Origin of the sequence: Sodalis sp. (in: enterobacteria), assembly GCF_036327475.1 — a bacterium.
Lineage (GTDB): Bacteria > Pseudomonadota > Gammaproteobacteria > Enterobacterales > Enterobacteriaceae.
On sequence record NZ_CP132913.1, the window covers coordinates 1,565,766 to 1,587,175 of the forward strand.

The 21,410-nt window shown below is 53.4% G+C and carries 14 protein-coding genes, 1 rRNA gene and 9 pseudogenes; 1 reads left to right on the forward strand and 23 read right to left on the reverse strand.

Annotated features, from left to right (window positions below):
* Positions 1 to 15 precede the first annotated feature (15 nt).
* The 7 genes and pseudogenes from GPOALKHO_RS08465 to GPOALKHO_RS08495 form a co-directional block, all read right to left on the reverse strand.
* Positions 16 to 1,557: ribosomal RNA gene (locus GPOALKHO_RS08465) — 16S ribosomal RNA — on the reverse strand.
* A gap of 320 nt (positions 1,558 to 1,877) precedes the next feature.
* A pseudogene (locus GPOALKHO_RS08470) lies at positions 1,878 to 2,006 on the reverse strand (menaquinone-dependent protoporphyrinogen IX dehydrogenase); the annotation flags it as partial.
* Between the two features lie 15 nt (positions 2,007 to 2,021).
* Positions 2,022 to 2,949: pseudogene (locus GPOALKHO_RS08475) on the reverse strand (hypothetical protein); the annotation flags it as partial.
* A 599-nt stretch (positions 2,950 to 3,548) separates the two neighbouring features.
* Entirely contained in the window at positions 3,549 to 3,761 is a 213-nt protein-coding gene (locus GPOALKHO_RS08480; protein WP_406702128.1) for a hypothetical protein, read from the reverse strand.
* A gap of 102 nt (positions 3,762 to 3,863) precedes the next feature.
* Positions 3,864 to 3,947: a hypothetical protein gene (locus GPOALKHO_RS08485; RefSeq protein ID WP_406703465.1), complete on the reverse strand. Its 84-nt coding sequence runs from the start codon at positions 3,945 to 3,947 to the stop codon at positions 3,864 to 3,866.
* Positions 3,948 to 4,134: 187 nt separating this feature from the next.
* Positions 4,135 to 4,836: an NAD(P)H-flavin reductase gene (gene fre, locus GPOALKHO_RS08490; RefSeq protein ID WP_406702130.1), complete on the reverse strand. Its 702-nt coding sequence runs from the start codon at positions 4,834 to 4,836 to the stop codon at positions 4,135 to 4,137.
* A gap of 45 nt (positions 4,837 to 4,881) precedes the next feature.
* A pseudogene (locus GPOALKHO_RS08495) lies at positions 4,882 to 5,796 on the reverse strand (UbiD family decarboxylase domain-containing protein); the annotation flags it as partial.
* Positions 5,797 to 5,907: 111 nt separating this feature from the next.
* Here GPOALKHO_RS08495 and rfaH point away from each other — a divergent pair.
* Positions 5,908 to 6,369 (forward strand): annotated as a pseudogene (rfaH, locus tag GPOALKHO_RS08500) (transcription/translation regulatory transformer protein RfaH).
* Here rfaH and GPOALKHO_RS08505 read toward each other — a convergent pair.
* The 16 genes and pseudogenes from GPOALKHO_RS08505 to GPOALKHO_RS08580 form a co-directional block, all read right to left on the reverse strand.
* Positions 6,313 to 6,489, reverse strand: a complete 177-nt coding sequence (locus GPOALKHO_RS08505) for a hypothetical protein (RefSeq protein WP_406703512.1) — start codon at positions 6,487 to 6,489, stop codon at positions 6,313 to 6,315. The pseudogene rfaH and the gene GPOALKHO_RS08505 sit on opposite strands and share 57 nt — an antisense overlap.
* 4 nt (positions 6,490 to 6,493) lie before the next feature.
* Positions 6,494 to 7,264, reverse strand: a complete 771-nt coding sequence (tatC, locus tag GPOALKHO_RS08510) for a Sec-independent protein translocase subunit TatC (RefSeq protein WP_406702132.1) — start codon at positions 7,262 to 7,264, stop codon at positions 6,494 to 6,496.
* Positions 7,265 to 7,267: 3 nt separating this feature from the next.
* A complete protein-coding gene (gene tatB, locus GPOALKHO_RS08515; protein ID WP_406702133.1) occupies positions 7,268 to 7,789 on the reverse strand; it encodes a Sec-independent protein translocase protein TatB in 522 nt (173 codons plus the stop codon).
* A 3-nt stretch (positions 7,790 to 7,792) separates the two neighbouring features.
* Positions 7,793 to 8,059, reverse strand: coding sequence for a twin-arginine translocase subunit TatE (gene tatE / locus GPOALKHO_RS08520; RefSeq protein ID WP_406702134.1), 267 nt, complete (start codon positions 8,057 to 8,059; stop codon positions 7,793 to 7,795).
* Positions 8,060 to 8,109: 50 nt separating this feature from the next.
* Positions 8,110 to 9,744 (reverse strand): ubiquinone biosynthesis regulatory protein kinase UbiB, encoded by a 1,635-nt coding sequence (gene ubiB, locus GPOALKHO_RS08525; protein WP_406702135.1) that lies wholly within the window; start codon positions 9,742 to 9,744, stop codon positions 8,110 to 8,112.
* Entirely contained in the window at positions 9,741 to 10,340 is a 600-nt protein-coding gene (locus GPOALKHO_RS08530; RefSeq protein WP_406702136.1) for an SCP2 domain-containing protein, read from the reverse strand. Before GPOALKHO_RS08530 ends, ubiB begins: the two co-directional genes overlap by 4 nt.
* A 20-nt stretch (positions 10,341 to 10,360) precedes the next feature.
* Positions 10,361 to 11,119 (reverse strand): bifunctional demethylmenaquinone methyltransferase/2-methoxy-6-polyprenyl-1,4-benzoquinol methylase UbiE, encoded by a 759-nt coding sequence (gene ubiE, locus GPOALKHO_RS08535; RefSeq protein WP_406702137.1) that lies wholly within the window; start codon positions 11,117 to 11,119, stop codon positions 10,361 to 10,363.
* Between the two features lie 71 nt (positions 11,120 to 11,190).
* Positions 11,191 to 12,801, reverse strand: coding sequence for a DNA recombination protein RmuC (gene rmuC, locus GPOALKHO_RS08540; RefSeq protein ID WP_406702139.1), 1,611 nt, complete (start codon positions 12,799 to 12,801; stop codon positions 11,191 to 11,193).
* A 705-nt stretch (positions 12,802 to 13,506) separates the two neighbouring features.
* The gene (gene udp / locus GPOALKHO_RS08545; RefSeq protein WP_406702140.1) at positions 13,507 to 14,274 is read right to left on the reverse strand and encodes a uridine phosphorylase; all 768 of its coding nucleotides are present in this window, start codon (positions 14,272 to 14,274) and stop codon (positions 13,507 to 13,509) included.
* A 499-nt stretch (positions 14,275 to 14,773) separates the two neighbouring features.
* A pseudogene (locus tag GPOALKHO_RS08550) lies at positions 14,774 to 15,608 on the reverse strand (EamA family transporter).
* Between the two features lie 130 nt (positions 15,609 to 15,738).
* A pseudogene (locus GPOALKHO_RS08555) lies at positions 15,739 to 16,521 on the reverse strand (gamma-glutamyltransferase); the annotation flags it as partial.
* 125 nt (positions 16,522 to 16,646) lie between these two features.
* On the reverse strand, positions 16,647 to 16,979 hold the full coding sequence (locus GPOALKHO_RS08560; protein WP_406703467.1) for a gamma-glutamyltransferase: 333 nt from the start codon (positions 16,977 to 16,979) through the stop codon (positions 16,647 to 16,649).
* 668 nt (positions 16,980 to 17,647) lie between these two features.
* Positions 17,648 to 18,391: pseudogene (gene ugpQ, locus GPOALKHO_RS08565) on the reverse strand (glycerophosphodiester phosphodiesterase).
* Between the two features lie 403 nt (positions 18,392 to 18,794).
* Complete coding sequence (locus tag GPOALKHO_RS08570; protein ID WP_406702142.1) at positions 18,795 to 19,160, reverse strand: hypothetical protein; 366 nt, start codon at positions 19,158 to 19,160, stop codon at positions 18,795 to 18,797.
* A gap of 326 nt (positions 19,161 to 19,486) precedes the next feature.
* Positions 19,487 to 20,292, reverse strand: a pseudogene (gene ugpA / locus GPOALKHO_RS08575) (sn-glycerol-3-phosphate ABC transporter permease UgpA).
* 82 nt (positions 20,293 to 20,374) lie between these two features.
* A pseudogene (locus GPOALKHO_RS08580) lies at positions 20,375 to 21,399 on the reverse strand (extracellular solute-binding protein); the annotation flags it as partial.
* Between the last annotated feature and the right edge of the window lie 11 nt (positions 21,400 to 21,410).

The following is a 21,410-nucleotide window of genomic DNA, read 5'->3' on the forward strand; positions in this document are numbered from 1 at the left end:
AACGTATCGTTTAGGTAAGGAGGTGATCCAACCGCAGGTTCCCCTACGGTTACCTTGTTACGACTTCACCCCAGTTATGAATCACAAAGTGGTAAGCGCCCTCCCGAAGGTTAAGCTACCTACTTCTTTTGCAACCCACTCCCATGGTGTGACGGGCGGTGTGTACAAGGCCCGGGAACGTATTCACCGTGGCGTTCTGATCCACGATTACTAGCGATTCCGACTTCATGGAGTCGAGTTGCAGACTCCAATCCGGACTACGACGCACTTTATGAGGTCCGCTGACTCTCGCAAGATCGCTTCTCTTTGTATGCGCCATTGTAGCACGTGTGTAGCCCTACTCGTAAGGGCCATGATGACTTGACGTCATCCCCACCTTCCTCCGGTTTATCACCGGCAGTCTCCCTTGAGTTCCCGACCGAATCGCTGGTAACAAAGGATAAGGGTTGCGCTCGTTGCGGGACTTAACCCAACATTTCACAACACGAACTGACGACAGCCATGCAGCACCTGTCTCAGAGCTCCCGAAGGCACCTAGGCATCTCTGCCTAGTTCTCTGGATGTCAAGAGTAGGTAAGGTTCTTCGCGTTGCATCGAATTAAACCACATGCTCCACCGCTTGTGCGGGCCCCCGTCAATTCATTTGAGTTTTAACCTTGCGGCCGTACTCCCCAGGCGGTCGATTTAACGCGTTAGCTCCGAAAGCCACGGCTCAAGGCCGCAACCTTCAAATCGACATCGTTTACGGCGTGGACTACCAGGGTATCTAATCCTGTTTGCTCCCCACGCTTTCGTACCTGAGCGTCAGTCTTCGTCCAGGGGGCCGCCTTCGCCACTGGTATTCCTCCAGATCTCTACGCATTTCACCGCTACACCTGGAATTCTACCCCCCTCTACGAGACTCTAGCCTACCAGTTTCAAATGCAGTTCCCAGGTTGAGCCCGGGGATTTCACATCTGACTTAATAGACCGCCTGCGTACGCTTTACGCCCAGTAATTCCGATTAACGCTTGCACCCTCCGTATTACCGCGGCTGCTGGCACGGAGTTAGCCGGTGCTTCTTCTTCGGGTAACGTCAACAGATGGCGCTATTAACGCCATCGCCTTCCTTCCCGCTGAAAGTGCTTTACAACCCGAAGGCCTTCTTCACACACGCGGCATGACTGCATCAGGGTTTCCCCCATTGTGCAATATTCCCCACTGCTGCCTCCCGTAGGAGTCTGGACCGTGTCTCAGTTCCAGTGTGGCTGGTCATCCTCTCAGACCAGCTAGGGATCGTCGCCTAGGTGAGCCATTACCCCACCTACTAGCTAATCCCATCTGGGTTCATCCGATGGTGTGAGGCCAGAAGGTCCCCCACTTTGGTCTTGCGACGTTATGTGGTATTAGCTACCGTTTCCAGCAGTTATCCCCCTCCATCGGGCAGATCCCCAGACATTACTCACCCGTCCGCCGCTCGCCGGCAAAGAAGCAAGCTTCTTTCCGTTGCCGCTCGACTTGCATGTGTTAGGCCTGCCGCCAGCGTTCAATCTGAGCCATGATCAAACTCTTCAATTAAAAGCTTGATGCTCAAAGAATTAAAACTGGTATTCCTATGAATATTCGTTGTTCACTCTTCAAGACTTGATATTTCGTGTATCGATACTGTCTTATGAGTGCCCACACAGATTGTCTGATAAATTGTTAAAGAGCGTGTCCGGGAGGGTAATTCCTCTACCGGTACAAGTGGCGTATACTACGCTTTTCCGCTGCAGAGTCAAGCTTTTATTTAACCTTCGTGGACCGCTTGCCTCTGGCTCAAATACGATCTGATTGATTTATTTTTCAGCAAAACCCTCATTTAGTAGCGCTGCGTCGCCTGTTTGACGGTTAATGCGCTAAATCAGCGGCAAAAGCGGAAACTGCTGCCAATCCGTATATTTCACTTCCTTGGTGCGATCGACTTCACTGCCGGTCACATGCATTATCAGCTGGATCATGACCCGATCAAACCAGCGGTTATCGGGCTTGCACGCCTCAAATTAACGAAACAAAACGCAATCGGTAAGATTAAGCTGCGATAGCACGCGCGATTTGTACCTTTGGCCGTCGTGGCTCGAGTAGAGCATCAATGTTTTCATGGCAAATCTTGTATCACTCATGCCAACGTCGGTGTAAACAGGACCAATCGGTGTAAACAGGACCAATAAAGTAAATATCTCCAGTCGGCCAAATATCATGGTCAAAAATGAGGATTCACTTGGTAACTGTGTTTATGGAGCTAAAGTTATCTACTACAACCCCATGGCATGGTCCAGGGTTGTTAAGCGTTGCCAAAAATTGTCGGCGCCGGTGGTGACCACCGCCAGCATACTGAGGATAAACACTAGCGCATAAACGGGAAAAACTAAGCTGCTTCGAGAATCCGCTCGCTCCGGCAGCGTCCGGTTGTCCAATGTAGTAGTGGTACAAATAGCGTTGTAATGCACCAAACATTTTAGTTCTCGCGAGCCATGCAAGCAGCGGGAATCACCTTCAATCCGCCGCCGGTAGAACCGGCAACATCGTTAGAAACAGCAGACACTGGGCGATACTGTCGGTAGCAAACCCGCCTGTAGTCGCCAGAGTACCACCTGAAAGAAAGCCTTGTTAAGCGTTTGCAGGCTGCAATCGTATACATCGTAGCGCAAAATACAGACCACCGTTAGCGGAAATGTAAACCGCAGTTGCGCCCGGATATCAGTAAAACACTGCCGAGGGCGATCGTATTGATAAGCGGGCTATGGTCATGGCCGATACCGGCATTGTTGGTGGAAAAACCCGCCGATGGCAATCGAGAAAAGCTGTGGTCTATCGCGTCGAACGCCGGCATGCCCGCGCCTCACAGCGCCAGCGCGCGGGCAATTGTCAGCGCGTATAGATAAACCATAAGGTCTTGGCGGTTTCCGCAGGCTTAAGGCTTGAAGTTTTCGATGCGCAACCAGTTGAAATGCCGGCTGAAGTAGCTGTAGTCGCCAAGGCGCCAGCAGTGTTTCTAAAATAAAGACCAGGTTCGATCTCAACACCATGCGCGGTTTTAGAACGGGTGTACAGCGCAGGCGGGGATAGCGTGACGGCGTCGCCAGGGATGTACCACGATCATCTTGCATGAAGCCGGCAAGATCGTGTACCTGTAATTCCAGCGCATACGGGCAGGAACGGCACAACGCCCTCCACCACTATGGTGTCCTCGCTAAGGTCGCTGATAATATCGAACTGCTGCAGCAATTTGGCGATTCTGCCGTGCATTTGTACATGGTAGTCGATGTAATTAATACCGGTTTCAATGGTGACGATAGCGCCCGCTGCTCATTATTCACATCGCCGTAATTAGCGCGGCGAAATCGCTGTCTTTTCGCCGCATAGGTACCGGTCAGGTCGGCGGCGTAACCGTTACATTCTGGCACATTCAGGGCGATATATTATAAGGCACATCGGTGTCGCGGTGACCGCAGGCGCTAAGGTAGGTGATATTAATATTAAATTTGCACATGCCGGACAAGAGGTTTCTTTCGCCGCTTGATAGCCGTTTACTCTACTGATTTTTGCGCCTCGCGCATGCAAGCGAGTTCATAGTCGGTTTTAGGCGCGGTGAAAATGCAATAATCCAGCACAGGCTGCGGGTTGATATATTTACTTTCAATCCCCAGGTGGGAGGTGCGCTGCGGCGTCGAACACAAGTAAGCGACCCTCGCGCGTGGCGACAACAGCATAGTCATCTCGTCCGGATCGGCGAACGGCACAATATTCTAAACACCAGTAATCTACCGGCGGGTAATACCAGAGTTTCGGCTTGTTTACACCCATAGCCAGCAGTGCGGTAGCGGTACGCGAGTGACTGGTAGTCAGGTTCTGAAATGGGGATTAACTTTAAACGGGTAGTTATGTTCATCAAGAAAGCGGCCTATCGGCTCGCCGGCATACATCACCAATCCATCCAACTGTTGGCGCCGCGCTATCTCCTGAATGCGCTGTTTGAGTGTGGCGATGATATAACGAAGAAAGTGATTCCATGCTCAGGCCTTATACGGAACGTAATTGGCCCATAATTATCATAACGCTCCGTCTGTCGGGCCGTCGTCGCGAATGCAACGGCACTGATGCGGATGAACCTGCTTAAACAAAGGCGAAAGCATCACCAAAAATGCGATCGATCACGGCGCTGCGCTCGGCACAAAAACGTTCACGAGCGATTTTTGCCATTTCAAAGCGCCCCGCGATATAGATATCGTAGGGTTCCAGGGAGTCATAGTCCTGCATCATCGCCATCAGGACGGTACCGGAACGGCCCTTCCATTGTTCATCCGGCTGTTCGACCACGGGTACTACGGACAATTGCGGGTGCTGTAGAGTGAGCACCTCCAGTTCGCCTAAATCGTAGAGATGACCCCGTTCACGACCGCCCCAGTATATCGCCACTTTACGCTCGGGCTGGCACGCCAGCACCGTCAATAAAATCGAGCGCGCGTAGGAGAAACCGGTACCCCCGGCGATCAGCACGATGGGCCTGTCGGTATCATCACGCAACCAGGCTTCGCCTTGAGGGACTTCGACGGTAATTTCCCTCTTTTTCAGGATACGATCCATGACGGCCATCGCATATAAATTGAGTTCGGAAGCGCCGATATGTAGATCGATAAACGACGTTTCCATGGGCGTTGACGCCAAGGAAAAGGGGCGTTTATCGCGCTCATCCATCACCACCATCAGGTACTGTCCGGCGCGGAAGTGGAAAGCCGCTTTCGGTGCCAGTCGTACGCGGTAAACGGTATTAGTGATGGCATCCACGGAAGAGACCTCACAGGTCAATGTTGTCATGCAGTCCCTCTGTCGGATCATTAAGCAATGGCATTTTTAGGATAGCTAGAGTTGGTCCCAGATGGCGTCAACGCGCGCACCGTCCGATCCATTTCAATTGGGGTACCCTATTCGCAAAGGGTTTCTCCCGGCCATTTCTTTGTCGCGTCCATGCTCATTTCGAGCCCAGCCCGAAAACCGGCGCAGCGAAATCGAGATAATCTATCAGTGTGTTTTCTATCAAGACTGCGCCCCATACGGGTCGTCATCGCCCATATCACGTCTTTCCAATTACGTGCATTGATATCATCATCGTACACGATATATATGAATTGATGCAGGAATGACCAGCCCCATCATTACCCGTTTGGCGTGGCCGGCATATTGCTTTTGATGGTCACTACCGCCAGGTTGTGGGGAGCCCTTTCAGCGGCAGAAATCCACGATTTCTGGAAATTGCTTTTGCAATATTGGACGAAAACTTCATTAAGCGCTTTCCCCTATAGCCCTTCGGTCGCCGTTTCTCTCGCTTCAAGGTAACCTTCCAAAATGATCTCCGCGCTGGCCAGGTACCTTCAAATCGCAGGAAACACACTTGGCCACTTCGGTTTTGTAATCCTGCAGCAGGCTGGCGAATGTGCATTCTGAGAACGCATCAGGCACAGGCGTCACCGCGGCCAAATTGTCGCCGGATCGGCGCTGAGAGCGACTGCGCCGGGAAAACGCTTCAGCATGCGCAGTACTTGGCGGAATTGAGAACTTTGTCCAGCAGGTCGCGAAAGCCTTTGGTCAGCACTGGCTCTTTAAAAAATGCCAGTAATTTCCCAATATTCCGCAGTGTGCTGACGCTCCCCTGTCCCATACCGAGCGCCACCCGTTCCGGGGTGCCGAGCAGATTGTACAGTACCGGCATGATGTCGGCACGCGGCGTGCGGTTGGTGATTTCCGTCATTTCCAATAGGGATCGATTGGCAAGATGATTCATTTAATTCCCACTCTACAGCTCCAGCAGAGCGAGGAGGGCGCGCAACTCACTGTATTTCATAGCATCATCAGGAACAGTATTTACATTATAAGATCTGTTTATCAGCCTTGCTGGTCTTTTGTCAAAGATCGGAAAATAAGCCCCAGTACCTCACGGCGGTTGGCGTCCTGTGCTATACATCTGTTATGGCTTTCGTGCGAAGTCTTCAAAAATTATCCGAGGCAAGCCGTACAGAAACCTGTGAGCCGCTGTTTCCAAATTATTTGTTTATTGAATTCGATCCGAAAACCATTCATGCCACCATCAGTGGTAGAGGCGTCCACTTTATGCCTGTAATCATCCTCACCGAGGTCATTCAAGAACTGCGCGACAATAGTTTTGATAACGTGACCAATCCCGAAACGCCTTCAAATACCCGACGACAAGGTGGTGATCATCGCCGGGTATTTGAAGGATGACAGGCTATTTATACCGAACCTGACGGCGCAGCGCGCTCCATTCTGCTGAATTTGTTAAATAAACAGGTGCATCAAAGCCCGGATAATCGCCAGTTTCATCAGATCCAATAGCCGGTCCCGGCGAGGATGATGACCCCACATCGCTGCAGGTGTGATCTGATAAACCTGGAAATCGCTATACCCTAACAGCAACCCTTCTCGCCATGACGGTGTTAGTATTGCCAATGTCACGGCGTTATTCCGGCTCACCCCCTTCTAGATCGCCTTCTTCCTCAGCGCCTTTGCGCCCTTTACCGACGTAAAACCGGGTGAAGAGCACGCCGATCTCAAACAGCAGGTACATGGGTATCGCCAATAACATTTGGGAGAGGACATCTGGTGGCGTCAACAACATACCAATCACAAAGGCGCAGACGAGAACATGGGGCCGCTTCTTGCGCAGAACCTCCGGCATCACCACGCCGCTCCGGCACAATAGTACGATGGCTACTGGCACTTCAAACGACACCCCGAACGCTATAAATAGCGCCATAACGAAGTCGAGATAGTTGTTAATATCGGTTGAGATAAGTACGCCGCGCGGGGCGGCATGGGCAAAAAAGCTGAAGGCCAGCGGGAATACGACGAAGTAGGCGAAAGCCATACCGGTATAAAATAGCAGGGTGCTGAAAAATAGCAGCAGAATCATCAACCGGCGTTCATGTTTATATAGTGCTGGGGCCACGAAGGCCCATAGCTGGTAAAGTAACAGAGGCGCGGAGACAAATACCGAGACGATGATAGTTAGTTTGATCGGTGTAAAGAACGGCGACGCGACATCGGTCGCTATCATGCTGGCACCCGCTGGCAAGTGCTTAATAAGCGGCGCGGATATCAGCTGATATATATCATTAGCGAAATAAAGCAGCGCCAGAAAGACCACTAGTACGCTGATGATGCAATAAAGTAGCCGCTTGCGTAATTCGATTAAGTGGCTGATCAGGGGTTTGGTGTCATCAACGGCCATGGATTAGCGATCATTATTCAGTGGAGAAGTGGACGATGCCGGCTGCACTGGCGGGCTGCCCTTGGGCGGGCGCCGCGGTCTGGACGACCGAATTCGATACGGAATCGGTGACACATCGGCCTGGCGATCGCCCTCTGCCGGGTCCACACCGTCATGCAACGCCTCGGGATCGGTCACCAGTGGATCGTGAATCGTATTCGACTTAGCCGGGTTCAGTGCTGTACCATTGATGCCATTAAATTCCTTCCTCATGGACCCTGCTGCTTCACGCAGCTCTTCCATAGAGGCTGTCAACTCCGGTGATAGGTTGTTTTTATTGGTCTTTTCAACTTTCTTCAGGCTATCCTGCAACTCTTGCAGCTTAAACTCCTGCCTTAATTCATTCTGCACTGTCGACGCCATGAATCGTATTGCCTTGATCCAATCCGCCACTGTTCTGACCGCAACCGGCAAGCGTTCTGGACCTAGAACCACCAGTTCGATCACGAATACCAGCATCAGTTCACCAAATCCAATATCGAACACGGCTTATACCTGCCTTTTATCTTTATTTTTAGCTTCATCCGGTCGTGCTGGGTCGACTTTCGGCGCGATGGGCGGCGGGGTGAAGTCAGCATCCTGGGAAGACTCATCCGACGATTTCGTCGCTGCGTTGTCATCTTCGCTCATGGATTTTTTGAATCCTTTAATCGAGGCGCCTAAATCCGATCCCAGGCCGCGTAGCTTTTTAGTACCGAATAACAGCACCACGATAGCCGCAATGATCAATAATTGTGTAATGCTGATACCACCCATAAATTTACCTCTGTTAAAGAGGGCAACCCCTGTTATAGGTCCACTGACGGCTACGCGGTACGTCTCCAGCCGATAATCCAACTGACGATACCGGCGGCTATAAACCAAGTCGGCAGAGAGCTCTCTTCAGCGCTTTGCGTCATTAAAAACGCGCCACTAAGTAGCAGCGTGGCCCCAATGCCGAACAAAAAACGAGATTGGCTTTGTCGCACATAATGAACCCGCATTTCCACAGATAGACGATCGATACTTTTTTGCAACAGGCGATGTTGCTTGAAACCGTCATAGACGAGTTCTGGCAATTCGGGTAGTTTCTCTGCCCAATAGGGCGCCTTCTCCTTCAGCGCACGCAGCATAGCCGGCAGACCAACCTGATCCTTGATCCACTCTTCCAAAAAGGGCTTGGCCGTTTTCCACAAATCCAACTGGGGATAAAGCAGTCGCCCGACACCTTCAATATACAGTAGCGTTTTTTGCAGTAAAACCAGCTGCGGTTGCACTTCCATATTGAAGCGACGCGCGGTATTAAACAGATTCAGCAGCACATGACCAAATGAAATCTCCGCCAGCGGCTTTTCAAAAATAGGCTCGCAGACGGTACGAATAGCAAACTCGAAATCTTCGACATTGGTATCCGGCGGCACCCATCCGGAATCCACGTGCAGCTCCGCTACCTTCCGATAATCGCGGTTGAAAAAGGCGATAAAATTTTCCGCCAAATAGAGCTTATCTTCTTTGTTCAGCGATCCGACGATGCCACAATCGATACCAATATATTGGGGATTCTCCGGGTGTTCAAAACTGACGAAAATGTTGCCCGGATGCATATCGCCATGGAAAAAACTATCACGAAAAACCTGAGTAAAAAAGACCTGTACTCCGCGCTCCGCGAGCAGCTTCATGTTGGTGCCCTGCTCCTCCAGCGCGGCTACATCGTTGACCGGCACACCATAGATGCGCTCCATCACCATCATGGTTTCGCTGCAATAATCCGAATAGACCTCCGGAATATAGAGCATCGGGCTACCCTCGAAATTTCGTCGTAGCTGGATGGCATTGGCCGCCTCGCGTAGCAGATTGAGCTCATCGAGCAATGTTTTTTCATACTCCAACACGACCTCCACCGGCCGCAATCGCCGACCGTCCGGCAGCAAATGCGGCACCCAACTCGCCAGACGGTACATCAGTCGCATATCGGCCTTGATCATCGGTAAGATATCCGGGCGGATAACCTTGATGATCACCTCTTTGCCGTTTTTCAGCCGGGCTGTATGCACTTGCGCGATGGAGGCGGAAGCCAGCGGCTCCTGTTGGAAATCGTCGAACCAGTTTTCCAGCGGCTGTCCCATCGAGCGTTCGATATGCGCACGCGCGAGGGCGCCATCAAAAGGCTGTACCTTATCTTGCAACATCGCCAATTGATCGACGATGGCTGGCGAGAACAGATCGTGGCGGATCGAGAGCATTTGGCCAAACTTAATCCACACCGGTCCTAGCTCTTGCAACGCCAGGCGCAAACGTTCGCCCAGTATGCGCTGTCCACGGTTGTTCGGCATCCAAAACAGCAAATTGCGTCCCAGTTGCAGCGGCAACGTCAACCGCGTTTCGGGGATAAGCTCATCCAGTCCGTAGCTGAGCATGACGCGAATAATCAGATAGAGGCGGCGTATCTCACCGAATATCATCTGCTGGCCTCCAGCTTGTCCAAGCGGGTCGCCAGATTTTCAGCGAACCGGGTGACATCATCCACTTCGTCAAAAAACCACGCCAGTTCAAGAGCCGAAGGCGCTAGGTGCCATTCGTCGGTCATCGCCTGCACCACCCGCCCCTGGCCGATGCGCAAAAGCTGCCGCGCTTTGGTCAGCTGCCGCGCGGCGGATTGGGTGACGCCTTCAGCGACAATATCGCCGACCAAGGGCGCCAGCAGCTCCGCTGCATCGAATTCAGCCATATCCAGAAGCATGGCGAACTGCTGTATGCACTGTGGATCGCCCTCCACATCGAGAAAGCCCTGCTTGATGAGCTGCGTCAGCCGTTGGCGTTTTAGCAGCACTGGCAGCGTAGCGAGATGGGTGCGCACCGTGCAGTCCGCGACGTCATCCCACGCGTTCAGCACATCCACCTGGCGTGCACTGAATGCCATGATAACCGGCGTCTCCCATTCGACCAACTCAAACCGTAAAAGTTTACCTTTCAGACGCTCACGGGCGGCGGACATGGCGCGATCTTGATAAAGCAACCGTTTAAGCACGGCTTCCAGCGTTGCGCTTATTAGTGGCATCAGCAACATCTCATATCCGATCAGAATTTATAACCACGGTGCAGGGCCACGATGCCGCCGGTCATATTGAAATATTCAGCGCTGTCGAACCCGGCGTCCAGCATCATCGACTTCAGCGTTTCTTGATCCGGATGCATACGGATGGATTCCGCCAGGTAGTGATAGCTGCTGGCATCGCTGGTCACCATTTCGCCAATACGTGGCAGAACGTGAAAAGAATAGAGATCATACGCTTTGTTTAGCGGTTTGAAGCGCGGAGTGGAAAACTCGAGGATCAGCAATCGCCCGCCGGGTTTCAGCGCCCGGTACATCGACCTCAGCGCCTGCTCTTTTTCGGTCACGTTGCGCAGGCCGAACGAAATGGTGATGCAGTTGAAGGTATCGTCCGGGAACGGCAGGGCTTCTGCGTTGGCTTGGATATAGCTGACGTTGCCCAGAATTCCGCGGTTGCGCAGCTTTTCACGCCCCACTTTAAGCATGGAGTCGTTGATATCCGCCAGTACTACTTCCCCTTCTTCACCCACCAGCCGCGAAAACTTGGCGGTCAGATCGCCAGTGCCGCCCGCCAGATCCAGCACCTTTTGCCCGCGGTGTACGCCGCTGCACTGGATAGCGAAACGTTTCCAAATGCGGTGAATGCCGAAGGACATCAGATCATTCATCAGATCGTATTTTGCTGCGACGGAGTGAAAGACATCCGCTACCATCAACGATTTCTGATCCTTCGCCACGGTGCGGAAACCAAAATGGGTTGTTTCAGGCTTATCTTCATCTGCCATGTTCGTCGTCCTGCTCAATTAGTTTTCAGATAAGTGTAACAGATGCGTGGTGAAAGCCTAACCGCGGCGCGTCACTCCCGCGGCGGACATTCCTCGTGCGCCTGCCGTGACAGGGCAGGCGCGTCTTGCACCCCGTCCTTCGACTGTTCGCAGTTCTCGTCCCACGCGGGCACGTCAGCGGCTGGCGAACCGGTTATCGATGCTAGTTTCGGTCCCGCTGCATCCTCGCCGGGGTGATCGGTAAAAGGAACATGAGCGCCTGGCTCAGAGACGATGGGGCGCTTGATTTCCACGCCCAGGGCGCGGAACCCTTCCGCCTGGCCGACAATATTACCACGCCCGTCGAACAATTTATTCCTCGCCAGCCGATAGCTGGCTTGTGCTTTATCAAGGCTTTGGCCAATAGCGTTGATATCGTCGACAAACAGCCGCAATTTATCGTAGAGGCGCGCCGCGCGATCGGCAATATGCTGGGCGTTCCGGCTTTGATGCTCGTAGCGCCAAAGATTATTTATCGTGCGTAGCGCAACCAGCAGCGTGGTTGGACTGACCAGCATAATATTGTGCGCCAACGCTTCGCTAATCAGCTCAGGCTGTCGGTCGACCGCCACCATAAAGGCCGGCTCGATCGGGACAAACATCAAGACGTAATCCAGCGAGCGAAATCCTTTAAGTTGCTGATAATTTTTACGACCCAGCGATTTCATATGGGCGCGCAGTGAATTAACATGTTCGACTAGCGCCAGTTGGCGCTCCGCCTCATTCTCGCTGTTGAAATAACGTTCATAGGCCACCAGTGACATTTTCGCGTCGATGACCACATCATTCCCCTGCGGCAGACGCACCACCACATCGGGCTGCAGCCGCCGGCCGTCCCTTTGCTGAATGCTGATCTGGGTTTCAAATTCATGGCCTTCGCGCAGACCTGATGCTTCAAGTACCCTGCTGAGCACCATTTCGCCCCAATTACCCTGCACCTTGTTATCGCCCTTAAGCGCACGGGTCAGGTTGACGGCCTCTTGCGCCATTTGCACATTGAGCTGCTGCAAATTCCGGATTTCATGAGCCAGCGTGTGACGTTCGCGCGCTTCTTGGCTGAAACTGTCTTGCACCTGACGACGAAAGCCGTCCAGTTGTTCGCGCAGCGGCATCAGCAACCGGTCAAGACTTTGGCGGTTTTGCTCATCCACCTTACGTCCGCTGTGTTCAAAGATGCGATTGGCCAGATTTTCAAACTGCGCCGACAACCGCTGCTCGCTATTGATTAATAAACGCTGCTTTTCTTCCGCCGCCAGCCGGGTTTCCTCCAAACGAATGGCCACCTCACGCAGCTCCGCTTCCTGGCTGCTGTTGATTTCCCGCTGCGCCCGCAGTTCTTGATTAAGCTGCGCGCACTCCTGGCGGAAATGCGCGAGGGAGGTCAAACGCTCCTCGGCGGCGGCCAGCCGACCGTACTGTTCGCGCTGCGCCCGTTCGCCGTCGCGCAGCGCGAGATCAGCCTGGCGTCGGGCATGTTGTTCGTCGGCCAACGCCTGGCGGGCTGCCTGCACTCCCTGCTCTAGGCTTACCCGTTCCGCTTCCTGCGCCAAATGCCGTTGATGCTGCCGGACGTTGGCGATAAGCCAACCTAGCAATGCGCCAATAAGTGCGCCGCCTATACCGTAAAACAGGTCGTAATCCATATTACCTCCGCCTAACCTCTGCTAACAGCCACGTTAAAGAGGAACTGTATAGATGTTTCGATCCTTTTTGGCCGACGAAATGCGCCAGCCAGCGCAAGCTGAATGCGTCGGACGCCAGCGGACTGAACGCTCATGGTACCGCGGACAACAGATTGGTGAACTGAAATCCTAGCCGCGGCATACAGTACAGCCCGACAACGAGCGGCACTGACAGCGCCCGCAGCAGACCAAAAGTAGCCTAGAAAGACGCCGGCTATCCCCGGCGCATAAAAATGTGTAGCCCCACTCTAGCATAGAGGGGTTGTGGGTGAACGGCCACGGGTGATAGGCCTGCAGCTGGCAGTAGGTCGCCTAGCCAACCAATTAAGAGAGCTAGTTACCGAAAACCGCCAGCGGAGGCAGTAAAACCAGCCAAAAGGGATACTGGCCTCGCCTATTAATGTGCCCAACCAGAACAAAATCATCATCGCCGGCAACAAGCCGGCAACAATAATGACGAAACGCCAGCGATTCGCCGAAGGCCAGCAAAAATTACCGGTACAAAATAGACAATATGGGAAATCCAGTTTTCCACCGACGCATAATCCTGACGCATGCTGCAAGTTGAGCACCAAAACGTGGTGCTGTCACCCGCGGTCAAAGGGACAAAACGGCGAAAGCACCACCCCTGGACGCGGGACCGCCGCCAGTGGCTCTATCGCGTCGTCAGGCGGTCAACAGCAGTCGGGCGGCCTCCACAACGATAGTTACGGCATCGCTTTCCGCTTGTTGCAACATCACCGAATCGGGGGTCTCTTGCTGCATCCGGTTGACGATAACCCCTGCCACCATACCTGCACGCAGCCCCTGCGTCGCGCACATCGTTAACAACGTAGCGGATTCCATCTCGTAGTTCATCACCCCCATGTTCTGCCACTCCTGCATCGACCCTCTGAACTGCCTCACTACCCGACCAGAGTAAGTGTCGTAGCGCTCTTGCCCAGGATAAAAGGTATCAGAGGAAGCCGTCACTCCAACATGTAATCGGGCGCCGCTCTGTTTCGCCGCCTGCACCAGCGCGGTGGTGCAGGCAAAATCCGCCACCGCTGGAAATGCCAGAGGAGCGAAGTGCTGGCTGGCACCGTCCAAACGCACGGCGGCGGTGTTCACCAGCACATCACCGACATTGATGGCCTTCTGGATGGCGCCGGTGGTGCCCACTCGCAAAAAGGTACGGATACCAAGCTGGGACAGCTCCTCTATCGCGATAGAAGTAGAGGAACCGCCGATACCGGTGGAGCACACGACCACTGCCTTTCCCGCCAGCTCCGCGCGCCAGGTGGTAAATTCGCGATGGGTCGCCAGATGTACCGGGTTCGCCATCAGCCGGGCGATTTTTTCCACCCGCTGGGGATCGCCCGGAACAATGGCAAGGGTTGCGCCTACAAGATCAGAAAATGTCAGGCCAAGATGGAAAACGTCGGACTGCTCCACGGCATATGCCTCTATAAAGAATTAGTTATTTCACCAAAATATCATTAATGATTCGGATTTACCGTGATAAAACCCCATTTTAACGTCTTCACAGTGCCTAAAGTCAGGTCCGCGCGCCGCAAATGACGACGGCGCGGCAAGTACGGTCCAGATTCACATCGAGAGACATTGCCAGAACCAGCTTCGGCGGCCTCAGTTGACAGGTGTAGCTGTTCCAATTGTGATAATGACAAAAGTTAATGCCAATGAGCCCTAACGAAACCTTACCCTTCCGCGCCGGCTAGCGGTTTTGCTCGCGCCGCGGGCGTATCATCCGCCACCGCGATCGTGACCGACGGTGAAAACGTGCTTTCCGGCCTCACCACCGTTTGTCCGCGTGGATGACCTGACCCGCCGGCTTGCTACCGTCTGGCCAAAGTCGGCTATCTGGCCATTGCCCCTTTCATAACCGCGGTGCCGGCACGAGCGACTGCATCACCATCGGGCGTTAGCTATAGGTTCACGCATCGCGCGTTTCCTCGTGATGTATTGCCGTTGATACCACCCAGCTCTGATAGACCGACAGCGAGGCTTAATGACCACTCCGCCAACGATAAAACTTGGGCAGCGCGGGTTGTGCCTGCCAGATAGCCAAATTGACCAGTAAGCTCGCCGGAACGTGGAGATTATTCATGATACCAAACGTACCGACGTCCGCCTGAGTGGTACAATAGTTCCGCATGAAATAGCCCATGGCGGACACGCCAACACTCAGTCAAGTAAGGATCCTCTATTGCAGCATAGTGGTGGCAATGAAACCGCATTACCGAACAAGCACCATGCGATAAAACGCGCTGAGATAAAACCAGGAGAACGCCATATGCTGCACAATCGTTTACAACCCACCATGTGACGGAAATGTTGGCCGTCTGCACCAGCATTAATCCCAACCAGGATGCTGGCTCAAGTGGTCGTAACGGATTGTTGTCGCACCAGCGATCGCCAGCAGTGCACTGCTCAAATCACCTAACCGCAAACGCTGGTCGTGCAACAGATCGCAGATGAGCGTGACATACAGCGGCGTCAGTACTGTAACAGCAAGAATTCCTGCACAGTTAAATAAAGGTGGTCCTGGTAGCTGAACAAATGCATGATGCCGAGCTGGCAGGTGCCCGCCTCATATACGCCAGCAGTTGCGCGCGGTAACCGCGCCAGCGAACAAACGGCAGAAAGACCAACACCACAGTACCGACCGCACCAATACTGAAAAAGGTACTGTCCACTTGGCCGGAGAAGTATTGCCAATCAAACTAAAGGAAAAACCCACAGATAGTGGTGATGATCAACAGCAGCACGTTGCGCAATCTCGCCAACAGAAAACGCCAGTGTAACTGAAAGCGATGAAGAATATGGCTATCGGGTTGACATCTGCTCACAAATTGAGCATCTTTGGCACCTACCGGTTGCAGCGCGCTGGTATCTGATCTTTTCTTGCAGCAAGCGAAGTGTGTCGTGGCTAAACCCCTTCTCCAGGTGTAACTCATCGGGCCCACTGTTGATGAAATCGCGGCGCCGCCGTGGCTTTGGCGATATTCATCACAAAATCAATGGTATTGACCACCATTTGTAACACGGTGGTGATGATATGGCTTCCGCCAGGGCTGCCCGTCATCAGCCAAATTTTACTGTCCTTCACCACCAGCGTCGGTGACATGGAGGAGAGTGGATGCTTGCGCGGGGCAACAATGGCGTTGGCATCTGCGTCCACCAGGCCAAAGAGATTGAGTGAGCTAGGTTGCGAAATTACTATTTCATTATTTAGCAAAATACCACTATTAAATGCTGCTACCGAAGTAAGTATTAAACGTATAGGTGACCGCTACCACGCAACCGTGTTTATCGATCGGCGAGTAATGGGTGGTTTGATCGCTTTCATAAGGCTGTAACTGCCCAAGTCGAATGGCGGAAGAGGGTCGCTCATGGTTCGGACGATACGCTGCACCAGCGTTTAGCGTAGACCTTGCTAGTCATGGTCTGCACAGGGACCGAGACAAAACTCGGGCCGCCCAGATATTACGGATAATGGGCGTAGGCATATTTTATCGCCTCAAGACATCACCTGTACATATAATAGATTTCATAGTCACGATAGTTTGCCATCACCGCCCGGCGCTCCAGCGCTTGGTAATTAGCCAAATCCTGGCAGTTAATCAGGTCGCCGCGCCGCCGCACCTCCGCGACAATCTGGCGGGCAATAGCCCCGTGATACACACGCTCCTTGATGGGCAATAAGCATAACTGCGCGCTGGCTCCAGCTGCCACAACCTCTCCCACGCTGCGTAGGGTTGTCGCCTTAAAAACGTGCGCCTATTGACATAATGAGCCAGATTTCCCTAGTTGACGATGAAACCATATTCTAGCAGGCGAACCGCCGGCTGCATTACCCGCATCAAATTCATTAAACCGCGGCGACTAAACGCCAGGGTCAGACCCGCTACGGTTCTTGACGCACCTGAAGCCAGCGGGCTGCTCGGGGAGCGCACTAATAAACATTGTGCACGCGGCGCTCTGCAGCGCCCATCTCGCGAAAAGCGATCGCCACGGTCTGCCAAGTCGACGTACGGCATGAAGCCGCCACCCAAATTATCGGCCTGGAAATAGGTGACCGCCAACACGAATCCCACTGTTACTACGGCATCTACCGCGTTCCCATATTGGCGCAGGATAGCTACCCCACCTCAGCACCGTTTATCCACACTTGCCACTGCGGTAACGGGATGAAAGATATCGTTTTCAACGCAGTAGCTAAGTGGTGCCGCTGACTGCATCTGGGCAAATGGCGCAGCCGTCACCAGCAACGTCAACGCTATGATCCAGACGTTAACGTGCGGCGGGGAAGTAACTTCATAATGATTCCTGTTGATGAATGATGAGCTAATCATTGACACGTTACCAATATCCCCCTCTTTTCCATCAATGATAGGCTGAACACCGGCATATTGCGTGTTTAAGGTGTCAAATAATGGTTGAATTACGGCAGGAGAGCATCATGAAAATTCTGATAAAGCTGAGTTGGGTAGAACCGCTTTTATTGCTCGCACCGCTGACGCTGGCGGCAAAAAACCTTGGCTGCCGGTGGAGCATCCCCAACCGGGCGCAGCAATAATTAAAAGATCAAAAACCCACTTTCAGCAACAACGGTAGCAGTAAAACCCTAGCCAGCGATGTAGCGTCACCAGCGCTCGCGCGGGGTGTGGATGAGCATCCTCGCAACTGAAATAAGCAATGTCATCAACATTTCGGGGTGCCGTTGGCATCGTCGCTTAGTCGGCAGAGAGCGGGGGTGGCCTAAACGAGCGGGGCTGAGCAACCACTGACTTCCAGCGTTTCAGCTTTAGGAATTGGCGAAATTAGCGTCAATCAGGTCAATGCGATCGGTGCAACGGGTATCGACGCCCCACCCCAGCAGCACGCGGGCGCGGTAGGGACTGTTAACGGTCCAGGCTATAAATGCAGTCCGCTGGCTTTAATGGCCTCGACCCTATCTTCGTCAGTGCCTTATGCTGCAAGTGCAAAGCCAGGCAGGCGAATTGGCCTGCCAGCGTCTCCCAGTCTTCCCGCCATTCTTCCAGCAGCAGTCCGCGCGGCAACTCCGGCGCCACCCGTTGAGCGGCCGCTAGCGCCGATGGGGAAAACGAGGACAACAGCGGCGGCGTCATTCCCTGCCACAGCTGGCGCGCGGCCAGCGCCACGGCACAGCCGGTCTCCTCGTCAGTGCCAGCGGTGGGTTTGATTTCGATATTAATCGCCAATCCGTATTGCTGGCAACGCTCCGCTACCGAAGAAGCAGCGGCAATCGCTCGCCACGAAACGCCTCCTCAAACCACTCCCCGGCCTCGATTTGCGACAGGGCTTGCCAATCTAACAGACCAGCAATGCCGCTGCCTTGGCTGGTTCGTTCCAGTGTGTCGTCATGCAAAAGAAAGACTCGACCATCGGCGGACAGTTTAGCATCCACTTCTATCATCTGCTGACCATAACGGACGCTGGTATCAATGGCGGCAAGCGTATTCTCCGGCGCAAGCGATCCGCCGCCACGGTGGGCCACGATGGTCGGATAAAGCCATTTCCTGGTCATATTCCCATCCAGGTTCCGTTTTGCGAGTCGCAATAGTGCCATACGTCGACGGGACAATGCAAATGCAGCGTCGCGCCGAGATCGAGAAGATCGTCATTGGCCAGATGTATCACCAGCGCACAACCTTACCAATACCCATGGGCCAAATTATCTGTGCCTCGCCACTCAAGCGTGGCCACTTCCAGGCGGCACATCTCCTCCGTTTGTGTCGTCGGCGCAGCGGCAGAGGGCGCCAGACAAAGGGGCCGATCAGGGGGGAGATTACGCCTGCGGCTGTCGCCGGCTGAATCCGTGGTTGCAGCTCCGCGCTGGATCTGCGGATCTGCTCGGGATGAATGCCGGCGGTCCGACCGGCAATACTAATGTGGGTCCGTTATCTAGCCGTAGCCAGCACCCGTTGACGCTAACGCATCCCAGCAGCAAATTCGTGGCTGGCGAGTCCATAAAGCCGGTAACAAAATGGGTTGCCGGCCGGCGGTAGATCTCCGTCGGCGTACCGAATCGCCGCCATCACCTGGTTCCATTGTGTGGCACCGTCCCCACTGACAATCATGCTCTGCATGCCCGCACCGCCGTGCTCAGCGAGGCGTCGTGAATAATCAGCAGCGGCCAGAGAGATTGGCTCCTGCCGTAGATAAAAGGTGATCACAAACAGCGCCGCCAGATTGGTTTTTTGACAGCGGCAGTTAGGATATCCCACCAAAACGTCGGCGCCGTTGATGCGCCCTGCCTCAAGCGGCTCATGGGCACGATTATAAAGAACTGCCATCAGCGTCATGAAAATGAGCTAAACACCTAAGCCGACAATAGCGACACGCTGATTTTTCCAACGGTGATGCTAAACGTCATAATCATGCTGTTCAATAACAGGCGTCTGAGTGGTGCGGCCTGACCGCTGACCCCTGCGACCATACGTGACGTAGGTTCTTCCATAGGTGTCCACGGGCAGCACAAGCGCAGTAGAATCTGAAATACCTGATGTGTATCCAGCGATTCCGCAATCAGCGCGACATATAATGGAAACAGGATCAACACGCTGCCCCGCCCCGGCCAGAGACAATGGCTAAAGGATATCTAGACCGCGCCGCTGCCCTATCATTGATAGCACATATTACGCTCGACAAAGTGAAATTGAACAATCGTCAACACGATGACAAATACTGTTAACACCACCGACTGCAGAACTGGTCAGATCTAGGCCAGGTGAAACCTTCGCGATAGATCTTGTAAATCAGCGTGGTCGTGGCCCGAACAGAACCGCCGATTCATTGCGTCCTCAATGGCGGAAACGTATCGAAAAGGCATAAACTAGATTCACCACCAACAAAGGCTGACCGAAAGAAACGGCGTACCTGCCAGGTACCGTCAATGGCCGCCGTTTCTATCAGAGAACAGGGGATGGACGCAGCGCAGTCATGAAAAAACAGCAAGTTATAACTGATCTGCTTCCACACTGAGATGACCATCACCAACAACATCGCCTGTCCGGCGTTGCGGGCATGACTCCACTCATAACCTAAACCGTTCAGTAACTAGCTGATAAGCCTGAAGCTTGGGCTGAAGAGAAACAGCCATAGCATTGCCGCTATGGCCAGCGCCACCGTGTAAGGCAGCAGCCGCGTTTGGTAAAACCGCTTAGCGCGCAGCACATGATCGACCGGTGCAGCAAACAGCAGCACTCATGGCAGTCCACTGGCTATCACCAGCCCGCTAAACCCTAGCGTTGTGCAAAGGACACCAAGATAGCCAGGATCGACAAACAAGCGGCGGAAATTTTCCAGACCTGAAAACCCGCCGACTAGACCGCATGGATCGATATCCTGCAGCGAATACCACAGCGCCTTACCGACCGGCCAAAGAACAAATACCGCGGTTACCGTCAGCTGCGGCAGGACCAGCAGTTAGGGCAACACACGGTGGCGAAAGCCGCGATGGCCGGCGGTCATCATGCCCCTCGTATGGCGTCGTCACGCCCGCGCAGTAATAATGTGTGGATTGTTCAAAACGACACAGTAATTGATTGCCGCGCACCACCACGTTACCAAAAGCCTGCTTATTGGGTGGCCTTGCCGCCAAAAACTCGTTCCAGCTCCTCATCAACCACTGTTAGGATCTGCGGCATATGGCCCAGGCGCATCTCTTTGGTGAACAGCAGTGGCGGTTTGTTCATCATTTGGCGAATGGCGATATCGGCACCTGGCTGTGGTCGTAATAGTGCTTTGTTTATTCAGCGTATACCGGCAGTGGTCACCGGCAGATAACCGGTTTACTGATGCCATTCGGCCACGATTTCTGGTTTAGCCAGGAATTGCAGGAATTTCGCTACGCCATGATAGGTTCCCGGACTCTTACCGGCCATAACCCACAGGCCGTCGCCGCCAATCATCGCGTTTTGCGGCACGCCCTTCACTCAGCACCAATAGGACATCATACCGACACCATAATTGAGTTTGACTTACTGCCAAACAGTCGACAGCGAGCCCGAGAAGCCAATGACTATGCCAGCAGTCGCCGCCGCCGTTCTTGAGCATATCCGCAAATCGCTGGATGTGTTTGATCTGTAGCGGACCGTTGAAGTTTCCAATTGGCCATTGATAGCCATGTTGGCATAATCGCAGATCAGGGCGGCTTCGCGCAATTTGACCGTGTTCGCCGCCAATGCTGCCAGGTTTGTGGCGACCGCTCGTAGTCAAGACTTCTCGCTTAAAGGTGTCTTTGTTGTAGTACAGTACCGAGGTGGAGTCGTTGGACAGCTGGGAGATAAGATGGCCAGTTTTACTGTCACTGCAATAGGCCAGTACCGTTGGCACAAAGACAAATTCGTCATTATTTATACCAGCGTCGCTGAACACCTGATAAACCGATTTGATGGCGTGGCTAACCATCATTGTAGCAGCACCTACTTCGTACACTTGTAAAATAGCCGGCGCATTGCCGGTGTGTCAGAGGGCGATGCCTGCAGCCAACCCTTGCGATTAAGCGCCCTTATAAATTGACATGATGCGATAAGGTACAGAGG